Annotated in this window: 19 protein-coding genes and 1 pseudogene; 4 read left to right on the forward strand and 16 right to left on the reverse strand. The window is 71.8% G+C overall.

The features are described 5' to 3' along the window. Positions 1-127 precede the first annotated feature (127 nt). From ACWDX7_RS24715 to ACWDX7_RS24730, 4 genes are all read right to left on the reverse strand, one after another. The gene (locus tag ACWDX7_RS24715) at positions 128-1,387 is read right to left on the reverse strand and encodes a sensor histidine kinase (RefSeq protein WP_451492498.1); all 1,260 of its coding nucleotides are present in this window, start codon (positions 1,385-1,387) and stop codon (positions 128-130) included. A 16-nt stretch (positions 1,388-1,403) separates the two neighbouring features. Next, positions 1,404-2,120, reverse strand: coding sequence for a hypothetical protein (locus ACWDX7_RS24720; protein WP_451492499.1), 717 nt, complete (start codon positions 2,118-2,120; stop codon positions 1,404-1,406). Between the two features lie 154 nt (positions 2,121-2,274). Continuing rightward, complete coding sequence (locus tag ACWDX7_RS24725) at positions 2,275-4,299, reverse strand: FUSC family protein (RefSeq protein ID WP_451492500.1); 2,025 nt, start codon at positions 4,297-4,299, stop codon at positions 2,275-2,277. A 172-nt stretch (positions 4,300-4,471) separates the two neighbouring features. Then, positions 4,472-5,299 carry a hypothetical protein gene (locus ACWDX7_RS24730; protein WP_451492501.1) on the reverse strand — a complete coding sequence of 276 codons (828 nt, stop codon included), beginning with the start codon at positions 5,297-5,299 and terminating at the stop codon, positions 4,472-4,474. A 290-nt stretch (positions 5,300-5,589) separates the two neighbouring features. Here ACWDX7_RS24730 and ACWDX7_RS24735 point away from each other — a divergent pair, with 290 nt between their 5' ends. Together ACWDX7_RS24735 and ACWDX7_RS24740 are read left to right on the forward strand one after the other, a co-directional pair. Continuing rightward, the gene (locus tag ACWDX7_RS24735; RefSeq protein WP_451492556.1) at positions 5,590-6,549 is read left to right on the forward strand and encodes an ATP-binding cassette domain-containing protein; all 960 of its coding nucleotides are present in this window, start codon (positions 5,590-5,592) and stop codon (positions 6,547-6,549) included. After that, positions 6,546-7,445 carry an ABC transporter permease gene (locus ACWDX7_RS24740; protein WP_451492502.1) on the forward strand — a complete coding sequence of 300 codons (900 nt, stop codon included), beginning with the start codon at positions 6,546-6,548 and terminating at the stop codon, positions 7,443-7,445. Before ACWDX7_RS24735 ends, ACWDX7_RS24740 begins: the two co-directional genes overlap by 4 nt. A 173-nt stretch (positions 7,446-7,618) precedes the next feature. Here ACWDX7_RS24740 and ACWDX7_RS24745 read toward each other — a convergent pair whose 3' ends face one another. The 5 genes from ACWDX7_RS24745 to ACWDX7_RS24765 all read right to left on the reverse strand — a co-directional run bounded on the left by ACWDX7_RS24745 (position 7,619) and on the right by ACWDX7_RS24765 (position 11,616). Then, positions 7,619-7,789 (reverse strand): hypothetical protein, encoded by a 171-nt coding sequence (locus tag ACWDX7_RS24745; RefSeq protein ID WP_451492503.1) that lies wholly within the window; start codon positions 7,787-7,789, stop codon positions 7,619-7,621. A gap of 60 nt (positions 7,790-7,849) precedes the next feature. Then, on the reverse strand, positions 7,850-8,245 hold the full coding sequence (locus ACWDX7_RS24750; RefSeq protein WP_451492504.1) for a hypothetical protein: 396 nt from the start codon (positions 8,243-8,245) through the stop codon (positions 7,850-7,852). A gap of 214 nt (positions 8,246-8,459) precedes the next feature. Further along, positions 8,460-8,705 (reverse strand): hypothetical protein, encoded by a 246-nt coding sequence (locus tag ACWDX7_RS24755; RefSeq protein ID WP_451492505.1) that lies wholly within the window; start codon positions 8,703-8,705, stop codon positions 8,460-8,462. Between the two features lie 361 nt (positions 8,706-9,066). Continuing rightward, positions 9,067-9,984 (reverse strand): factor-independent urate hydroxylase, encoded by a 918-nt coding sequence (gene pucL / locus ACWDX7_RS24760; RefSeq protein ID WP_451492506.1) that lies wholly within the window; start codon positions 9,982-9,984, stop codon positions 9,067-9,069. A 258-nt stretch (positions 9,985-10,242) separates the two neighbouring features. Next, positions 10,243-11,616, reverse strand: a complete 1,374-nt coding sequence (locus tag ACWDX7_RS24765) for an aminotransferase class III-fold pyridoxal phosphate-dependent enzyme (RefSeq protein WP_451492507.1) — start codon at positions 11,614-11,616, stop codon at positions 10,243-10,245. Positions 11,617-11,967: 351 nt separating this feature from the next. Here ACWDX7_RS24765 and ACWDX7_RS24770 point away from each other — a divergent pair, with 351 nt between their 5' ends. Continuing rightward, a complete protein-coding gene (locus ACWDX7_RS24770; RefSeq protein ID WP_451492557.1) occupies positions 11,968-12,405 on the forward strand; it encodes an ATP-binding protein in 438 nt (145 codons plus the stop codon). Here ACWDX7_RS24770 and ACWDX7_RS24775 read toward each other — a convergent pair. The 7 genes and pseudogenes from ACWDX7_RS24775 to ACWDX7_RS24805 all read right to left on the reverse strand — a co-directional run. Continuing rightward, positions 12,395-13,222 (reverse strand): annotated as a pseudogene (locus ACWDX7_RS24775) (SigB/SigF/SigG family RNA polymerase sigma factor); the annotation flags it as partial. The gene ACWDX7_RS24770 and the pseudogene ACWDX7_RS24775 sit on opposite strands and share 11 nt — an antisense overlap. Positions 13,223-13,272: 50 nt before the next feature. Next, the gene (locus ACWDX7_RS24780; protein ID WP_451492561.1) at positions 13,273-13,431 is read right to left on the reverse strand and encodes a hypothetical protein; all 159 of its coding nucleotides are present in this window, start codon (positions 13,429-13,431) and stop codon (positions 13,273-13,275) included. 46 nt (positions 13,432-13,477) lie between these two features. Beyond that, positions 13,478-13,855, reverse strand: a complete 378-nt coding sequence (locus ACWDX7_RS24785) for a hypothetical protein (RefSeq protein WP_451492508.1) — start codon at positions 13,853-13,855, stop codon at positions 13,478-13,480. Positions 13,856-13,879: 24 nt separating this feature from the next. Next, positions 13,880-14,188 carry an SCO5918 family protein gene (locus ACWDX7_RS24790; protein WP_451492509.1) on the reverse strand — a complete coding sequence of 103 codons (309 nt, stop codon included), beginning with the start codon at positions 14,186-14,188 and terminating at the stop codon, positions 13,880-13,882. A gap of 136 nt (positions 14,189-14,324) precedes the next feature. Beyond that, positions 14,325-15,848, reverse strand: coding sequence for a DEAD/DEAH box helicase (locus ACWDX7_RS24795; protein ID WP_451492510.1), 1,524 nt, complete (start codon positions 15,846-15,848; stop codon positions 14,325-14,327). A 375-nt stretch (positions 15,849-16,223) separates the two neighbouring features. After that, a complete protein-coding gene (locus tag ACWDX7_RS24800; RefSeq protein ID WP_030011983.1) occupies positions 16,224-16,427 on the reverse strand; it encodes a cold-shock protein in 204 nt (67 codons plus the stop codon). 314 nt (positions 16,428-16,741) lie between these two features. Next, positions 16,742-17,017: a helix-turn-helix domain-containing protein gene (locus tag ACWDX7_RS24805; protein ID WP_451492558.1), complete on the reverse strand. Its 276-nt coding sequence runs from the start codon at positions 17,015-17,017 to the stop codon at positions 16,742-16,744. A 311-nt stretch (positions 17,018-17,328) separates the two neighbouring features. Between ACWDX7_RS24805 and ACWDX7_RS24810 the strand changes: the two genes are divergently transcribed. Next, positions 17,329-17,475 carry a hypothetical protein gene (locus ACWDX7_RS24810; protein ID WP_451492511.1) on the forward strand — a complete coding sequence of 49 codons (147 nt, stop codon included), beginning with the start codon at positions 17,329-17,331 and terminating at the stop codon, positions 17,473-17,475. The last annotated feature ends 51 nt before the right edge of the window (positions 17,476-17,526 follow it).

Genomic DNA, 17,526 nt, shown 5'->3' on the forward strand with positions numbered 1-17,526 from the left:
GGGTCCAAAGCTGGGTGGCTCCCGGCCCCGGTGGCCGGGGGGGCGCCGGGGGGGCGCCCCCTGGCTCCACCTCACCCCCGCCCCCGCCCACGCATGTTTCACGTGAAACAAGCGGCCTCGAAGGGGGTCAACTTCCGTTGGGAAGGCGCCCGACGGGAAGCCGGAGCGTGGTCACCGCGCCGCCGTCCGGGGCGTTGGCGAAGGTCAGCGCGATGTCCAGTACGGCGGCCTGGCCCGCCGCGATCGTCAGGCCGAGCCCGTGGCCGCGCCCACGGCCCGGGTCGCCGGTCCGGAACCGCTGCGGGCCCTGCTCGATCAACTCCGCCGGGTAACCGGGCCCGTGGTCGCGGATCCTCACCACCGGACCGTCCACGGTCACCTCGACCGGCGGCCGGCCGTGGTGGTGCGCGTTGACCAGCAGGTTGGCCAGGATCCGGTCCAGGCGCCGCCGGTCGGTGAGGACCACGGCGTCACGGAGGACGCGTACCGTCGCGGGCAGCCGGGTGCCCGTCACGGCCCGTTCCACGGCGTGCCCGAGCTCGACCCGGGCCAGATCGGCCCGCTCGATCCCCGAGTCGAGGCGGGAGATCTCCAACAGGTCCTCGGTGAGCCGGTGCAGCGCCTGAAGCCGGTCGTTGATCATCTCCTTCGGCCGGCCCTCCGGCAGCAGGGAGGCCGCCGCCAGCGAGCCGGTGAGCGGGGTGCGCAGCTCGTGCGCGACGTCAGCCGTGAAGCGCCTCTCCGCTTCCAGCCGGCCCTGGAGCGAGGCGGCCATCGAGTCCAGTGCCCGCGCCACGTCCCGTACCTCGTCCCGGGAGTGGGGTGGCTCCTGCCCGTCACCGTCGGCCGGGAAGTTCACCCGGGCGTCCAGGTCCCCGCCGCTGATCCGGCGGGCCACCTCGGCCGTGGTCGCGAGCCGCCGGCTGATCCGGCCGGCCAGGAACAGCCCGGCCAGCGCCACCACTCCGGCCGCGAGCGCGGAGGAGGCGAGGATCGCGGCGTCTATGTCCCGCAGCCGGTGGCGGGTGGTCTCGTACGGGAGCCAGACGGCGAGGGCTTTGCCGTCGGCGGGGGCGGCGGCCCACATGACGGGCTTGCCCGCGTGCTCACCGACCATGGTGCCCGTCTCTCCCCGCGCGACCAGCTCGCGCAGCCGCCGGGGCAGCCCCGGCGGGTCCAGGCCGGTGTTCACATCGCCGTGCGAGGTGCCGTACTGGTAGTGCCCCAGCGCGTGTTCGAGGTCCCGGTCCGCGTCCTTGCGCACCTCCCCGACGATCTGCCGGGCGACCACGTTGTGCACCAGGACGCCCAGCACCGCCGCCACCGCGCAGCACACGGCCGTGGTGGTCAGGGCGATCTTCCACCGCAGACTGCTGAAGGCGCGCATCGCGTCCCGCTCCCGTTCAGGCGGCCCTCGACGGAGAGCAGAGGGCGGAGCCCTCCCTGAGACCGGGGCACTCGTCCAGGGTGAGCTGGGACAGGTTCATGATTCCGGCCGCCGGATCCCACACGTAGTCGGAGATGGAGACGTACGCCGGATTGGAGGTCGGCTCGCGCACCGCCAGATGCTCGGCGGCCACTTCCACCCCCTCCAGGACCGCGCGCCGGGACAGGATCCGGGCTACGGACCGGTCGTCCCGGACGGTGTAGACGCGCAGCTCGCTGAGCCGGCCGTCGATGTCCAGGGCGGTGATCAGCTCCTCCTTGCCGTCGCCCGTCAGATCGTGGAGGACCCCGGGCCGCACCGGGCAGTCGGGACCGCCGTCCACAGCCTGTGTACAGAGCGCGATCCGCCGCACCGCCCGCGGGTCGACCAGGCGGCCGGTGCCGCCGTCCTCGTCCGTCTGGGAGGTGATGTCGGCGCGTACGACGGCGAGCGCGTCCACGCCCCGCATGGTCGGGCCCTCCGTCTTGGGCAGACCGGGCACCACGGCGGCCGCCCCCGGCTGCTCCCCGGGGCCCGGCGGGGCGGGGTGGATGTCCTCCCACAGGCTCAGCGGGGCGTGCGCCGTGCCGCGGTCGCCGTGACTCTGCACACCCTCCACGTCGGCGCACCCGGCCGCGGCCGCCAAGGTGGCGGCCAGGACGGGGATGACCAGGGCGCTCGGAAGGTGGCGCATGTACCGATGCTCTCCCGCCGGGGCCCGCCGGGCCCGGGCGGTGAGCCGTACGGGTGAGCACCGAGGAGCCCGCCGGTGTCCGGTCCGGTGCACCGTCGCGGCCCGAGCGGAACCGGCTCGGGCGCCGGGAACCGCTCGGGCGCCGGGAAGCGGATCAACTGCCGGGCGGGCCCGGTGCGGTCGGGGAGGCGATGGCGAGGGCCGCCGCGATCTCCTGGCGGACCGGGTCCAGCACGCTGGACTCCCCACCCCGCGGCTCCACCTCCGCCCCTTCCGGCGTCGGGCTGCTGCGCACCAGCTCCGCCAGCGCCCGCAGCTGCCGGGTGATCGACTCCACCTCGGGAGCCGCGGGCGGTGGCGCCCCGTGGTTGACCCGGACCCGCGCGGCGGTGGTCGCGTCGACGATCCGCTCGACGGCGACCACCAGCGGCCACCAGGCGGCGGCCCGCGCCCCGGTCGGCGGCGGCTCGGTCAGCGCCCGCTGGAATTCGCTCCGCACGCCCGACAGGTCCCGGTAGATCCGCCGCCGGGCCTGCAACCGGGCGGTGCGGGCGGCGCGCACCCGGGCCTCGGCGTCGGCGTCCCCGGCATCCTGCGGGGCGCCGAAGGCCCGCTCGACGTACCGGGCGGCGTCCTCCACCGTGTCGGCGAGACGGTCGCCGAGCCTGGAGTGCCAGCTCTCCGGCCACAGCAGGTACCCGAAGACCAGAACGATCGCGCAGCCGATCAGGCTGTCCAGCAGCCGCGGCCTGATCAGGTCGAAGCCCTGGTGGTTCAGCAGGTCGGAGAGCAGCAGGATCACGGGGGTGATCGCGGCGGTCTGGAAGGCGTACCCCTTGACGGAGAAGGCGGGGATCAGCGCGGCGAGCCCCACCATCACCGGCACGTCCCACCAGCCGCGCGGCACCTCGGCGAGGACGGCCGCCGCGATGACCAGGCCGGCCGCCGTACCGAGCGCGCGCAGCACGGCCCGGGAGAAGACCGAGCCGAAGTCCGGCTTGAGGACGAAGGTGACGGTCAGCGCGACCCAGTAGGACCGCTCGACCTCGATGAGCGACACCAGCGACTGCGCGAGCCCGATGCACAGCGCCAGCCGCAGCCCGTACCGCCAGGAGGCCCCGGAGAGCATCATGTCCCGCACCGCCCGCCGGGCCCGGACGCGCAGGGCGGCGGGCCGGCCCAGGCGGTCGTCGACGTTGTACGGGTCCGGTTCGGCGAGGTGCACGATGGTCGCGGCGTGCCGCAGGGCCGCGTCGAGGGCCCGCTCGGACGGGCCGTGCGGCGTGGGCACGGTGAGGATGGGAGTCCCGGTGCGGCCCTCCTCGACGGCCGCGGCCAGTTCCCGTACGGCCGCCGGGATCTCGGGCGGCAGCGGGCGCCCGCGCAGGTGCGCGGCGGGCGCGGCCTCCACCAGCGGGATGACCACGTTGAGCTGGGCCAGCATCCGCACCAGGGAGGGGCTGCGGCCGTGGACCCGTCCCCGCCGCCCGAGGATCAGGTCGTAGGCGTGGTTCAGGGCCTGGGTGACCTCCCGGCGGTGCTCCTCGTACTCCGGCCCGCCCGCGGCTTCGAGCGTCGCGGCGAGGGCCCGGTAGGTGGCCGCGACGGCGGCCCGCTCGGGTCTGCGGCCGCGCAGGGGCCAGCCCAGCAAGGTCAGTGCGAGGACGAACAGCCCGCCCGTGGTGAGCAGCAGTGGAGCCGTCCACCAAGGCTCGGGCATGGGGAGTCCGGCGCCGACCACCGCGTTGAGCAGGAGCAGCAGCCCGGAGACCGAGGCGACCGTGCCGATCGAGGAGATCATCCCGGAGACCAGGGCGATCAGGGTGAGGGCGCCGACCGCCAGCCAGCCGCGACCGAAGACGAGGGTGCCCAGCGCCACCCCGACGGCGCCGAAGAGCTGCGGGACGGCGATGTTCAGGATGCGCATCCGGTAGGCGTCGGCGGTGTCGCCGATGACCCCGGCCAGGGCGCCCATGGAGACGAGCGCGCCGTATTCGGGCTCGTCCAGGGCGAATCCGGCGGCGAGCGGGGCGGCCAGGGCGATCGCCGCGCGCACGACGGCGGCCCAGGGGATGGGCGCGCTGCTCGGCCGCAGTCCGTTGAGCAGCCAGGCGGGCGGCGCCAGCGGATGCTGTCGGGCTCTCCCGGGCGGTATCTGGTCGGTGGGTTCGGTGCTCATTCCCGCTTCCGTGGCCCGCTGGTGGATCGGTTCTCGCGCGCCGGCCGGGACGCCGGGCCGGGCGCTGCTCCCAGTCATGGCCCGCGCACGCCCCAGCTGCCGGCCTCGGCCCGGTTGTACACGGTCTGCGTGCTTGTCGGGCGCTCTGCCTACGTGTGGGTACCTTCCGAGCTTATGGGGTGCGGCGCAGCCGGCCGATGAGCCAGGCCGCCAGCGCGGCGGCGAGTCCGACGCCCAGGACCACCCAGGTGGTGGTGCGCAGGAACGCGGTGAGGGCGTCGTACACCGCCCCGGCGGCCGACCGGTCGATGTCGGCGGGCAGATCGTCCAGGGTCAGCCGCCGGCCCAGCACCACGGCGGTCCACAGCAGCCCTGCCCCGATGGCGAGCCCCAGCCCGGTGGCCATCACCGCGCGCCGCCGGTGGACGGCGAAGGCGATGGCCGACGCGGCCAGCACCAGCGTCAGCACGGGCAGCCAGACACCGGCGATCTGCAGCATGCGAAAGCCCTTCCGGAGCGCGCCGAGGTCGTCGTACTCCATGACCTTCACCGAGAGGCGGGTCTCCGGGATGCGGTCGGCGAAGGGCACGCTGTCGGCGACGAGCTCCCCCTTGACCTGGTCGATGGCGGGTCCGAGCTCGATGGTGACGGCGTCGCCGTGGCCGGTGGTGAGCGCCTGGAGGAAGGCGGCGTGGGCGGCGCGGTTGGCGGCGTCCCAGGCGGTCCGGTAGGCCGGGGTCTCGGTGAAGGAGCTCAGCGCCTCGCCGAGGAGGGCGTCGACGCCCTCCTGGAACGGGCCGGCGTCGATCTGGCCGGCGAGGGCGCGGGTGGCCTGGTCGACGACGACGCCCTGTACGGCGGGGTCCACGGCCAGCGGGGACATGGCGGCGGTGTAGCGGTCGGCGTCGCCCAGCTCGTGGTCGGCCCAGTACGCCACGGCGCTCGCGGGCACGAGCAGGGCCACGAGCGTGATGAGTACCGCCGACAGGATGGTGCGCACGTCACCAGGGAAAGCGGGGCCGCCGCGCGGCGCGAGCGCTGTTGCTGCGGCCGGGTGGCGGGCCCGGCGTGTCGGCTGGCGTCGCCGCCCTCGCCCTGCCCGTGATGCTCCCCGAGATCGACGCGGTGGCGGTCCGCACGCCCTGACCGGACGGACCGGCTGATCCACTTGCCCGGCGGTGGAAGCGGGTGTGCCCTGGAGGGTGGGAGAGAGGATCCCCTCATGCCACACGCGGCACCCACCCTCATGCCTCACGCGGCACCCGCCTACCGCTCCTGCGCACACGAGGACTGAGTCCCACGACCTCCGCCGGCCACGCGATCGAGACCGCCGGCCTCGTCAAGGTCTTCGGAGAGACGAGGGCCGTCGACGGGGTCGACCTCCGCGTACCGGAGGGGACCGTTTACGGCGTGCTCGGCCCCAACGGCGCGGGCAAGACCACCGTGGTGAAGATGCTGGCCACCCTGCTGCGCCCGGACGGCGGGGAGGCCCGCGTCTTCGGCAAGGACGTCACCCGGGAGCCGGACGCGGTCCGCAGCCGGATCAGCCTCACCGGCCAGTACGCCTCCGTGGACGAGGACCTCACCGGCACCGAGAACCTGGTGCTGCTGGCCCGGCTGCTGGGGCATTCACGGCCCGCGGCGCGCGAGCGTGCCGCCCAGCTCCTGGAGGCGTTCGGGCTCTCGGCGGCGGCGGGCCGCCAGGTCAAGCACTACTCCGGCGGCATGCGGCGCCGCATCGACATCGCCGCCTCCATCGTCAACACTCCCGACCTGCTCTTCCTGGACGAGCCCACCACCGGTCTCGACCCGCGCAGCCGCAACCAGGTCTGGGAGATCGTCCGGGCGGTCGTGGGCCAGGGCACCACCGTCCTGCTGACGACCCAGTACCTGGATGAAGCCGACCAGCTGGCCTCCCGGATCGCCGTCATCGACAACGGCAAGGTCATCGCCGAGGGCACCAAGGGGGAGCTGAAGGCCTCCGTCGGCTCCGGCAGCGTGCACGTCCGCCTCCGGGATCCAGCCCAGCGGCACGAAGCCGTGCGCCGGCTGGCCGAGGTACTGCACGAGCCCGTTCAGCCGGCCCCGGATCCCGTCGCGCTGACCGCCCGTGTGGACGACGCCCGGTCCGCCGCCGACGCACTGGCCGAGCTGGCCCGGGCCGGGATCGTGGTCGACACCTTCGCGCTCGGCCAGCCCACCCTTGACGAGGTCTTCCTCGCGCTCACCGACGACAAGGGCACGACATGAGCGTCAACACCGAGCAGACCGGCTCCCCCGAAAGCGACCGCAACGGCAACACGGCCGCCACGGCCGCCACCGAGCTGGAATTCGTGGCCCCGCGCGCCGACCAGCTCGCCGCCCTCCTGGTCGCCGGTGAGCGCCTGCCCCGCCCGAGCGCGTTGTCCACCTCCCTGACCTTCGGCTGGCGGGCCGTCCTGAAGATCAAGCACGTGCCCGAGCAGCTCTTCGACGTGACGGCCTTCCCGATCATGATGGTGCTGCTGTACACGTACCTCTTCGGCGGTGCGCTGGCCGGTTCGCCCGGGATCTACGTCCAGACCCTGCTGCCCGGTATCCTCGTCATGTCCATCGTGATGATCACGATGTACACCGGTGTCTCCGTCAACACCGACATCGAGAAGGGCGTCTTCGACCGCTTCCGCTCGCTCCCGGTCTGGCGGCCCTCCACGATGGTCGGCTACCTGCTCGGTGACATGCTGCGCTACACGATCGCCTCGGCGGTGATGCTGGCCGTCGGTCTGATCCTCGGTTTCCGTCCGGCGGGCGGGGTCGCCGGGGTGGTGGCCGGGGTGGCGCTGCTGATCGTCTTCTCGTTCGCCTTCTCGTGGGTGTGGACCATGTTCGGGCTGCTGCTGCGCAGTGAGAAGTCCGTCATGGGCGTCAGCATGATGGTGCTGTTCCCGCTCACCTTCCTGAGCAACATCTTCGTGGACCCCAGGACGATGCCGGGATGGCTTCAGGCCTTCGTCAACAACAGCCCGGTCACCCACCTGACGACCGCCGTGCGCGGCCTGATGGCGGGGGAGTGGCCGGCCGCCGCGATCGCCTGGTCGCTGGGGTGGGCGGGACTTCTGGTCCTGGTCTTCGGCCCTGTCACGATGCGGCTGTACAACCGGAAGTAGCCCGCGGACAGCGTGCTTTCCGCCCCGCGCTCCCTTACCCGCGGCCGTGGCGGGCGTGAGCCGGCGGGGCCGGGCAGGGGCGCCGGTTCCCCTGCCCGTGGTCGAAGCCCACCCGGTCACCTTCGGTGCCGAGGGCAGCGGAACCGGCGCCTCACCCTTTCCGGGCGGAGCTCCTACGCGGCCGAGTCGGCGGCGGCGCTCACCTGCTTGGGTTCACTCTCCGACTCGGCGGCCGCGGACGGGGTTTTCGGCGCCGCGGGCTCGGACTGGCGGGCCGGCGGTGTGTAGCGGACGGCCTCGGCGCGGATCATGGCGTTCAGGGCGGTGTAGGGGTCGATGGGCATGGTGGAACCTCACGTGTGTTCAAGGGTCTGTGGGGGGTCGCGTGCCACTGCTCGGTCCCCTCAGCAGCGCAGGACCACGCCCCGAGCCGCCCGCGAAGGCAGCGCCGGTCCGGAGGTTTCCGATCCGTGCGCGGACGGCGGTCGGGCGCCATGTTTCACGTGAAACGTCCGCAGCGGCAGCTGCCGTACGCCTGGGCTCCAGCGCGCGAACGTCCGGACGGCGGCGCGTGTCTCCGGCTCGGCGGCCGGATCGGACTGGCCCTCGACGGGTTCCAGGGGGGCGCCGGAGGCGGGACGGTGGTCGGCGGCCATCGCGGCGGCCGGGCCGGCGCCGAACACGCACAGCAGTACGACGCAGGCAGCCGTCAGGGCTCTGGTCAGTGCTGTTCTCAGCGTCCGTACCGCACGGATCGTCCATGCGGCCCGGACCGTCCGGTCGCGCCGTGTCCCGCTCATGCGTCCGGTGTGCCCCGACACGCCGGGCGGCTCTCGGATGGGCCCGAAGATGCCCCCGACCGGCGGAGGAAGACACCCCGCACGGCTGACAGCCGGCCGCAGGGCCACGAGGAGAACACGGGCTACGCGGAACGCGCGGGTGCGCGGAGGTCAGTGGCTGTGGCGCTCCCGGACCGGGTCCGTGGAAGCCGTGGGCCGGAGGAAGCTCACTGGCTCACACCACTACGAGCGTGGCCGCCGCCGCGCCCATCAGGGCGGCGGCGAGGTGGATGGCCGGGTGGCCGTAGTCACCGAACCACAGGTGCCGGGCCAGGCCGCCCAGAGCGGCCAGGGCCGTGATGACGCCGATCTGCGCGAGCAGGGTGACGGCGGTGAAGGGGGCCAGGAGCAGCAGGCACGTGTTCAGCCAGAACGGGGCCGCGCCCGTCCAGCCCCGCCATTCCCAGATCGCCCTCGGCATGGACTACCGGCCCCCCTCGTCGTCGACTTCATCGGCAGCACAGCCTCCTTCGGCGCGGGGGCCGGCACAAGGGCCTGCTCGGCTAGAAGAGCGGAGCCAGGCCGAAACTCGCCCACAGCGGAGTCCGCGAGGCCGGGGGGCGCTGCGCGACCCCGCCCCCCGGAAAGCTTGCCGGTCGGCGCCCCGGGTCAGGCTGGCTGCTTCACGCAGGTGCCGACCACGTAACCGGTGACGCCGTGCTTGGTGACCTTGACCCAACGGGTGCTGGTGATACCGCACTTGGTGTACGAGCCGCCGTAGTACATCTGGCAGGGCGACGGCGCGGTCTCCCCCTTGTTGAGCTGGGCGAGCGCCGTGCCGCTCAGGCGACGATCCAGTCGGACGTGGCGATCACCGGCTGGACTCCGTCGCGGTGGACGGTGCCCTCGATCAGGCCGTACATCCGGTCCGCCGCGAAGTAGACCTCGTTGTCGTTCTTGAGGCCGAAGGGCTCCAGGTCCACGAGGAAGTGGTGCTTGTTGGGCAGGTTGAGGCGCACCTCGTTGACCTTGGGGCAGTTGTCGAGCACGCGCTCGGCCATCTGGTTCAGGGTCTGCTGCAGGGAGTACGAGTACGTCTCCGCGAAGGCTTCGAGCATGTGCTTGCGGACCTTCTTGTACGACCGGTCCCAGTCGTACGAGGCGTCGTCGGCGGCGAGCGCCGAGTGAGCCCAGCGCGCGGTGACCTTGGTCGCCAGGATGCGGTCGTAGGCCTCTTGCAGCGTCGTGTACTTGTCCTTGATGTAGCCGTGGAACTCGGAGTTGGTCGAGTTCATCACCGTCAGGTCCTTCAGACCCGAGAGGACCTGCAGCCCGGTGGTCTCGCTGTAGGTGATCTGCGCGGTGCGGACCTCCTGCCCCTTGCGGACGAAGGAGTGCTGCTCCTTGCGCGTGGGGACCGGGATCCGCTCCCAGGCGTACTCCTCGATGCGGATCTGCGCCTCGCGGATCGGCGACTGCGAGGAGACGAAGTGCTTGGCGAGCAGGATGCCGAAGGCCTCGGGGGAGGCGATGCCGTGCTCCTTGCCGAAGGCGTACACCGTGTTCTTCGTGGTGTCGGTCGGCAGGCAGTTGGCGTTGTCGCCGGTCAGGTGGACGTCGCGGAACTCGCCGCGGAGCGCGACCGAGACGTTGAGGTCGCGGATCTCGTGCCAGGAGCCGTCATTGCCCTTGCGGGTGACCTTGACGATGCGGTTCTCGGCCTTGCCGTACTGGTTCTGCGCCAGGACGTGCTTGCTCATGCTGTCTTCCTTCGGGTACTCGGGAACACGGAGTCCGGTCGTCTGGATCCCGTACGCCCGGCGTCCAGCGGTCGGCCCGCTCCCCGCCGTTCGGTCCCGAAGGACCGCCCCGGGACTGACGTGCATCCCGGTCCGTAGGTGCCTGGCCGGTGATGTCGCGGCCTGCACGGATTGCAGCACGCGGACGGGGTGTCAGCCACCGCACGAATCCTCCGAACACCAGCACCCACGGCTTGGGCGACCGCACAGACCCGCAGGTCAGGCCGTATGCGCGTCCGCCACCGACAGCGCCTCGTCGAGGATCCGCAGGCCCTTGGCGACGTCCTGCTCCGCGATATTGCAGGCGGGCGCGATGTGGATGCGGTTCCCCGCGGTGAGCGGCCACAGCCCGCCCTTCTTGCAGGCCGCCGCGAACTCGGCCATGGGCGCGTTGGCGGCGCCCGCGGCGTTGTACGGGACGAGCGGCTCGCGCGTCCGCCGGTCCCGGACGAGGTCCAGCGCCCAGAAGGTGCCCAGCCCCCGGACCTCCCCGACCGAGGGGTGGCGCTCGGCGAGCGCGCGCAGGCCCGGCCCGAGGAGCTCGGCGCCGGTGCGGGCGGACTGCTCGACGATGCCCTCCTCCTCCATGACGTTGATCGTGGCGACGGCGGCCGCACACGCCAGCACGTGCCCGGAGTACGTGAGTCCGCCCGGGTAGGGCCGGCGGGCGAAGGTCTCGGCGATAGCGGCCGAGATCGCGACGCCGCCCAGCGGCACGTAGCCGCTGTTCACGCCCTTGGCGAAGCAGAGCAGGTCGGGCGTGACGCCCCAGTGGTCGGCCGCGAACCAGGCGCCGGTGCGCCCGAAGCCGACCATGACCTCGTCCAGGATGAAGACGATGCCGTGGCGGTCGCAGAGCTCGCGCACGCCCGCCAGGTAGCCGTCGGGGTGCACCAGCACGCCGGGGGCGCCGCCGACCGTCTCCAGGATGATCGCGGCGATGGACTGCGGGCCCTCGAAGACGATGGTGTCCTCCAGGTGGCGCAGCGCCCGCTCGCACTCCTGCTCCGCGGTGGTGGCGTAGAAGGGGGAGCGGTAGGCGAAGGGCCCCCAGAAGTGCACGACGCCCGCGGTCGCGGTGTCGTTGCCGAAGCGGCGGGCATCGCCGGTCAGGTTGATCGCGGTGGAGGTGGCACCGTGGTACGAGCGGTAGGCGGACAGCACCTTGGGCCGGCCGGTGTGCAGCCGGGCCATGCGGACCGCGTTCTCGACCGCCTCGGCCCCGGCGTTCGTGAAGAAGATCTTGTCCAGGTCACCCGGGGTGCGTTCGGCGATCAGCCGGGCGGCCTCGGAGCGCACGTCGACGGCGAAGCCGGGCGCGACCGTGCACAGCCTGGCCGCCTGCTCCTGGATGGCCGCGGTGACCTTCGGGTGCTGGTACCCGATGTTGGTGTAGACCAAGGCGCTGGAGAAGTCGAGGTACCGGTTTCCGTCGTAGTCCCAGAAGTACGAGCCCTCGGCGCCGGCGACGGCGAGCGGGTCGATGAGCTCCTGCGCCGACCAGGAATGGAAGACATGTTTCCGGTCGGCGTCTTTCACGGTCTCTTTCGAGGCGTCTTCCAGGGCGGCGGGTGTGTCGGCTGCTGCGTTCATGTGCCGAGCGTAGTTGTCCAGCATGCGGACGCCCGGAGCCGGCGGCTCAGGGAGTGGGGAACGGTGATCGGAGCGTGTGGATCCTGATATTTCACTTCCTGGAATGGAACTTCCGGATTGCGAAATAATAGGCCGGGGGATGTCAGGCCGGGACCAGGGAAGGCTGGGAACTGGCGAGCCTAGGATTGCATCCTCGGCAGGGGTAAGTGCAGCGCGGAGACAGGAGGCCCTGTGGCCGAGCAGACGCGGAGGCTGGTCCTGGGCGGCGCCACGGCCGGAGTGGTGACGCGGTGCCGGGACTTCACCCGGCAGGCGTTGACCGACTGGCAGTGGCTGCGGGCGCCGGAGGCCATGGAGGACGTGCTCCTCCTGGTCTCCGAAGTGGTGACCAACGCCTGCCTGCACGCGGGCGGCCCCCGTGAACTGGTCCTGCGGCACTCCGCCGAGCGACTGCGCGTGGAGGTCAGCGACGACAGTCCGGAGCCTCCGCGCCGCCGCCCGCCCGGCGACCGTACGCAGCCGGGAGGGCACGGGCTGATCGTGCTGGAACGGCTCTCGCGGAGCTGGGGCTCGGTGCCGTCCGGGGGCGGGCGGCCCGGCAAGACGGTCTGGCTGGAGGTTGCGGCTCCGGGGCGGCGGCTGCCGGAGCGCCCTCCGGGACCGGCTCCTGAGCCGACTCGCGGGCCGGGCCTTGAGCCGACTCGCGGACAGGCTCCCGCAGCCGCTCCGGGGCCGCCTGCCGGTTCGCCTGCCGGGTGGAATCCGGAAGCTCGGGGACCTCGTCGCTGAGGAGCCCGGTGCGCAGCCGTGCGAGGGTGCGGGTCAGCAGCCGGGACACGTGCATCTGCGACAGCCCCAGCCGGTCGCCGATCTCGGACTGGGTGAGCTCCTGCCCGAACCGCAGCGCCAGCAGTGTGCGCTCCCGTTCGGGCAGTTCCGCCAGGATCGGCTTGAGGGATTCCAGGCACTCGATGCGGTCGTACGCTTCCTCCTCCTCCCCGAGCGCCGGCCGTCCGGCGTACGGGTCGCGGTCGCTGTCCTCCTGTACGGGCGCGTCCAGGGAGCGTGCGGAATACGCGTGCGCGGCCTTGCGGCCCTCCACGAGCTCCTCGGGGGAGACGTGCAGGTGCCCGGCGAGCTCGCTGTCCGTGGGCTCACGCCCCAGATCCTGCTCCAGGGCGTCGTGGGCCTTGGCGGCGTCGATCCGCAGCTCCTGGAGCCTGCGCGGGACCTTGACGGCCCAGCTGGTGTCCCGGAAGAAGCGCTTGATCTCGCCGACGATCGTCGGCATCGCGAACGAGGTGAATTCCACCTTGCGGTCCGGGTCGAACCGGTTGATGGCCTTGATCAGGCCGATCGTGCCGACCTGGACGATGTCCTCCATCGGCTCGCTGCGGCCCCGGAAGCGCCGGGCCGCGTACTTCACCAGGCTCAGATTGAGCTCGACCAGGGTGTTGCGGACGTACGAGTACTCGGCGCTGCCCTCCTCCAGCTCGGCCAGTCTCCGGAAGAGGGACACGGACAAGGCCCTGGCCTCGTGGGTTGCGACGTCTGTGAGGTCTGTACGGTGCATGTGGCTGCGCTCCTCCGACGGAGTGGTCCCGATGGACAGGGGTCGTCGTCGCGCTGACTCAGGGGATATACCCGTACAAAACGCTACGTACCCCACGAATCAGATACCACCTCGTCGTGGGCCATCCGGGGAGGCGGCACCACGACGGAGCCCCCCGTCCGCACCGCCGGCAGGCGGACGTACGAGGGGCTCGTGAGGCGGCGGCCGGTCGAGGACGGCGCCCAGTCGTCGGCGGTGCTCACCCGTGGGTGATGCCGCCGTGGCGGAGTGGTGCGATGCCGGAGTCGTTCACTTGTCGGAGTAGCTGAAGTCCCCGACCGTCCAGGCGCTGACGTCCTTGAGGGCGATCCGGTACATCCCGCCGGTTTCCGGGATGCCCAGGGTGCCCTGGAGGATCCTGGCGACATGGAAGTGCAGGTGGGAGGGGGGTCCGGAGGCCAGCCGGTCGCGGCCGGTCTGTTCGGACTCCCGGAAGACGCCGGCGAACGGGCCGAGCCGCGCGGAATCTTCGAGGACCTCGGCCACGCGCTGGCGCCAGACGCGCTCAGGAGCCAGGCGGCCTGTGATGACCGCGCCGTGAACCACGACGGTGAGGGACATCTGATTGGTTTGCTCCGACTCGACCATGGCTGCGAGATCGATGAGCAGGTCATCAGGGATCGACATGGACACCGACTCTAGCAAGTGCGCTCAGGCGCCGGTCGGCGATCCCAGGAGGGCGGAGGCCGTCTGCAGCGGCGTGAGGGGCGTCGCCGGTGCGGGCGCCGCGAGGTCGCGGCAGGTGAAACCGAGGCGCGAGAGGGCCCGGGTGACCTCGGCGGCCGTGAAGTCGCGGCGGTCCTGCCGAGTGATGACCTCCCCGACCTGCTTGACGGGGTAGGAGCGACGGCTGATGATCACGGACGCTCCCGTGATGGGCTCGGCCTTGATCCCCTTCATCTTCTGCTCCACCTCGGTCTTTTCGAGGTCGAAGGGGTATCGGGCGATGACGAAGCGCATGATGCCTCACAGACTGGGAGGGGAAGGCGGGAAGAAAAGACCCTCGAAGAACGGCGCGAACGGCGCGAGCGGCGCGAACGCGGCGCCGGCCGTCCCCCGCGGCTCACGAGCCGCGGGGGACGGCCGTCCGGTTCGGTCAGGCGGCCATGCCCATGGAACGACGGCGCTCCTGGGCGGGGCGGCTGCGCCGTCCGCGGGTGGAGTTGTTGCTGCGCTTGGGCCGGTCGGAGACGGGCGCCGTGATGGTGACCGGGACGCCCGAGGGGGCCTGGGCGCCGGTGATGCGGTTCAGGGCCTCTTCGCCGGAGCGGACCTGGGTGGTCTGCGGGACGATGCCGGCCGCGGCCATGAGGCGGACCATGTCGCGGCGCTGGCCGGGCATGACCAGGGTCACGACGCTGCCGGACTCGCCGGCGCGCGCGGTGCGCCCGCCGCGGTGGAGGTAGTCCTTGTGGTCGCTCGGCGGGTCGACGTTGACGACGAGGTCGAGGTTGTCGACGTGGATGCCGCGTGCGGCGACATTGGTGGCCACCAGCACCGTCACGTGCCCGGTCTTGAACTGGGTCAGGGTGCGGTTGCGCTGGGGCTGGGACTTGCCGCCGTGCAGGGCCGCGGCCCGGACGCCGCTGTTGAGCAGGTGCGTGGTGAGCTGGTCGACCGCGTGCTTGGTGTCCAGGAACATGATCACCCGGCCGTCGCGGGCGGCGATCTCGGTGGTGGCCGCATGCTTGTCGGTGCTGTGCACGTGGAGCACGTGGTGCTCCATCGTGGTGACCGCGCCGGCCGAGGGGTCCACGGAGTGGACGACCGGGTCGGTCAGGTAGCGGCGGACCAGCAGGTCGACGTTGCGGTCCAGGGTCGCGGAGAACAGCATCCGCTGGCCTTCCGGGCGCACCTGGTCGAGCAGGGCGGTGACCTGCGGCATGAAGCCCATGTCGGCCATCTGGTCGGCTTCGTCCAGGACGGTGATGCCGACCTGGTTCAGCCGGCAGTCGCCGCGTTCGATGAGGTCCTTGAGGCGTCCGGGGGTGGCGACGACGACCTCGGCGCCGCCGCGCAGCGCGCTGGCCTGCCGGCCGATCGGCATACCGCCGACGACGGTGGCCATGCGCAGCTTCAGCGCGCGGGCGTAGGGGGTCAGCGCGTCGGTGACCTGGACGGCCAGTTCGCGGGTGGGGACCAGGACCAGGGCCAGCGGCTGCCTGGCTTCGGCGCGCTGGCCGGCGGTGCGGGCCAGCAGGGCCAGGCCGAAGGCGAGGGTCTTGCCGGAGCCGGTGCGTCCGCGGCCCAGGACATCGCGGCCCGCGAGGGAGTTGGGCAGCGTCGCGCCCTGGATCGGGAAGGGCACGCTGACGCCCTCGGTGCCCAGCGTGGCGAGCAGCGGCGCGGGCATGTCCAGATCGGCGAACGCCTCGACCGCGGGCAGCGCGGGAGTGATCGTCTCGGGGAGGGCGAATTCGCCCTGCAGCGCGGCCGGCCGACGGCCGTAGCCACCCGAGCGGGCCGGGGCACCGGAGCGGCCGGGGTTACCGGAACGGCTCGGGGCCGAGGACGAAGAGCCGAACCGGCTGCCGCGGCTGGAGCCGTAGCCGCCGGAGCCGCCGGAGGCGCCCGTACGGGTGCGGGAGTTGCGGTCATTCGAGCGAGTGGTGCGGTTCATGCGGAACCTTCCTCGATGCGGCACGTATCGAGGAATTCCCGTCGCGGTACGGATGCGGCCGCAGGGGGATTCGCGAGAACGAGCCGAAGGCAGAGAGGCAGAGCCGTGCCGGAATACCGGTCGGCTTGCCATGGAGAGTGCGCCGCGCGGTGCGCCGAAGAGCCGGAAACGGCTGCGGACGCGGTGCGGGCAGGGGGCGAGGCGCAGTACGCCCGGCCGGACGATGAAGCGGGCCGGCGGCTGGCGCCGTCACCCGCCGCTGCGCTCACGCGCGACCGTCGGAAGCGACGGGCGTGGGCGGGGAGCGCAGGAAATGCAACGAGCTGGGGCCCGCACCCCAAGGTGCGGGCCCCAGCTGCGTTTACGCGTCAGCGATTAGGCGGGAACGATGTTCTCGGCCTGCGGGCCCTTCTGGCCCTGCGTGACGTCGAAGGTAACCTTCTGGCCTTCCTGAAGCTCACGGAAGCCAGAGGAGGCGATGTTCGAGTAGTGGGCGAACACGTCAGCGCCGCCACCCTCCTGCTCGATGAAGCCAAAACCCTTTTCCGCGTTGAACCACTTCACGGTGCCAGATGCCATATGAATTCTCCTTTTGGGGCAATGCCTGGATCCGCACTGTGCGGATCCGGAGTCGCCGCGATGATTGCCCCGACCGGAAAATGCACCGGCAAATAAAAAGTGCGCCCACCAAGAAAACGGGTGAGAGCACTTGTAAGTTTTTGGGAACCACAACTGCAACTGACATCACAGTAGCACAGGAGGGCCGGACGGGCGGGGAGGTCTTCTCGACCCGGCGGGGCGTGTCGCGAAATCTCCTGGAGCCTCGCACTAATTCTGCACTTGCAGTAACAGATATACGTGTCCGTATGTCATATGAATGCTGGCCCGGCCCCTCAGGAGCCCTCCTGCCGGCGGTCCTGCCGACGGCTCATCTCCTCGTTCAGGCGCAGGGCCTCTTCGAGCTGGTCCTCCAGGGCGATGATGCGGCAGGCCGCGTCCAGGGAGGTGCCGGCGTCGACGAGCTCGCGGGCACGGGCGGCGATCCGCAGCTGGTAGCGGGAGTAGCGGCGGTGGCCGCCCGCGGAGCGCAGCGGCGTGATGAGGCGGGCCTCGCCGATGGCGCGGAGGAAGGCGGGGGTGGTGCCGAGCATCTCGGCGGCCCGGCCCATCGTGTAGGCGGGGTAGTCGTCGTCATCGAGGCTGTCGGCGAGCGGGGACTTCTCAGAGGTCACCCCAGAGACGCTAACCCTGATGGGAGTAAATGTCTACTCTCATCATGACAGATTTTCTCCAGGAATTAGGCAGGATTCAAATGGAAAGGGCTGCTCACCCGGCTCTTGGCAGCGCACCGCCACCGACCCGACTTGATCAAGCATGAATGCGTCGGTAACCGGCCACCGTCCGGCGGCGGCAATCTGACGCCATCACCAGGCCGCCCGCCCGAGAAGCGCGAGGCCGACGGACGGAAGGGAGCCGGAGCGTGGCCGGAAACGTGCTCGTGTCGGGAACCTCGCGCAGGCAGTTGGTGGACAGCGCCGCTCTCGCCACCGCACCGGCCGTCTCCGGCCGTGGCCCCGGGGAATTCGGGGCGCCGGAATTCGCGGTGGCCGGTCCGCGCCACTCCTGAGCACGTCGTGATGATGCGCGGGAGTACCCGCCCGGCCCGGCGGGTGCTTGA

This window comes from Streptomyces sp. NPDC003034 (assembly GCF_053591375.1).

What these genes read in the sequence shown, in the direction of transcription:
- ACWDX7_RS24770 (WP_451492557.1), top strand. Translation starts at nt 11,968, where the DNA reads ATGGAGGACGTGCTCCTCCTGGTCTCCGAAGTGGTGACCAACGCCTGC.
- ACWDX7_RS24750 (WP_451492504.1), bottom strand. Translation starts at nt 8,245, where the DNA reads ATGAGCGGGACACGGCGCGACCGGACGGTCCGGGCCGCATGGACGATC.
- ACWDX7_RS24720 (WP_451492499.1), bottom strand. Translation starts at nt 2,120, where the DNA reads ATGCGCCACCTTCCGAGCGCCCTGGTCATCCCCGTCCTGGCCGCCACC.
- ACWDX7_RS24715 (WP_451492498.1), bottom strand. Translation starts at nt 1,387, where the DNA reads ATGCGCGCCTTCAGCAGTCTGCGGTGGAAGATCGCCCTGACCACCACG.
- ACWDX7_RS24785 (WP_451492508.1), bottom strand. Translation starts at nt 13,855, where the DNA reads ATGTCGATCCCTGATGACCTGCTCATCGATCTCGCAGCCATGGTCGAG.
- ACWDX7_RS24795 (WP_451492510.1), bottom strand. Translation starts at nt 15,848, where the DNA reads ATGAACCGCACCACTCGCTCGAATGACCGCAACTCCCGCACCCGTACG.
- pucL (WP_451492506.1), bottom strand. Translation starts at nt 9,984, where the DNA reads ATGAGCAAGCACGTCCTGGCGCAGAACCAGTACGGCAAGGCCGAGAAC.
- ACWDX7_RS24765 (WP_451492507.1), bottom strand. Translation starts at nt 11,616, where the DNA reads ATGAACGCAGCAGCCGACACACCCGCCGCCCTGGAAGACGCCTCGAAA.
- ACWDX7_RS24800 (WP_030011983.1), bottom strand. Translation starts at nt 16,427, where the DNA reads ATGGCATCTGGCACCGTGAAGTGGTTCAACGCGGAAAAGGGTTTTGGC.
- ACWDX7_RS24725 (WP_451492500.1), bottom strand. Translation starts at nt 4,299, where the DNA reads ATGAGCACCGAACCCACCGACCAGATACCGCCCGGGAGAGCCCGACAG.
- ACWDX7_RS24790 (WP_451492509.1), bottom strand. Translation starts at nt 14,188, where the DNA reads ATGCGCTTCGTCATCGCCCGATACCCCTTCGACCTCGAAAAGACCGAG.
- ACWDX7_RS24755 (WP_451492505.1), bottom strand. Translation starts at nt 8,705, where the DNA reads ATGCCGAGGGCGATCTGGGAATGGCGGGGCTGGACGGGCGCGGCCCCG.
- ACWDX7_RS24745 (WP_451492503.1), bottom strand. Translation starts at nt 7,789, where the DNA reads ATGCCCATCGACCCCTACACCGCCCTGAACGCCATGATCCGCGCCGAG.
- ACWDX7_RS24740 (WP_451492502.1), top strand. Translation starts at nt 6,546, where the DNA reads ATGAGCGTCAACACCGAGCAGACCGGCTCCCCCGAAAGCGACCGCAAC.
- ACWDX7_RS24805 (WP_451492558.1), bottom strand. Translation starts at nt 17,017, where the DNA reads ATGGGCCGGGCCGCCGAGATGCTCGGCACCACCCCCGCCTTCCTCCGC.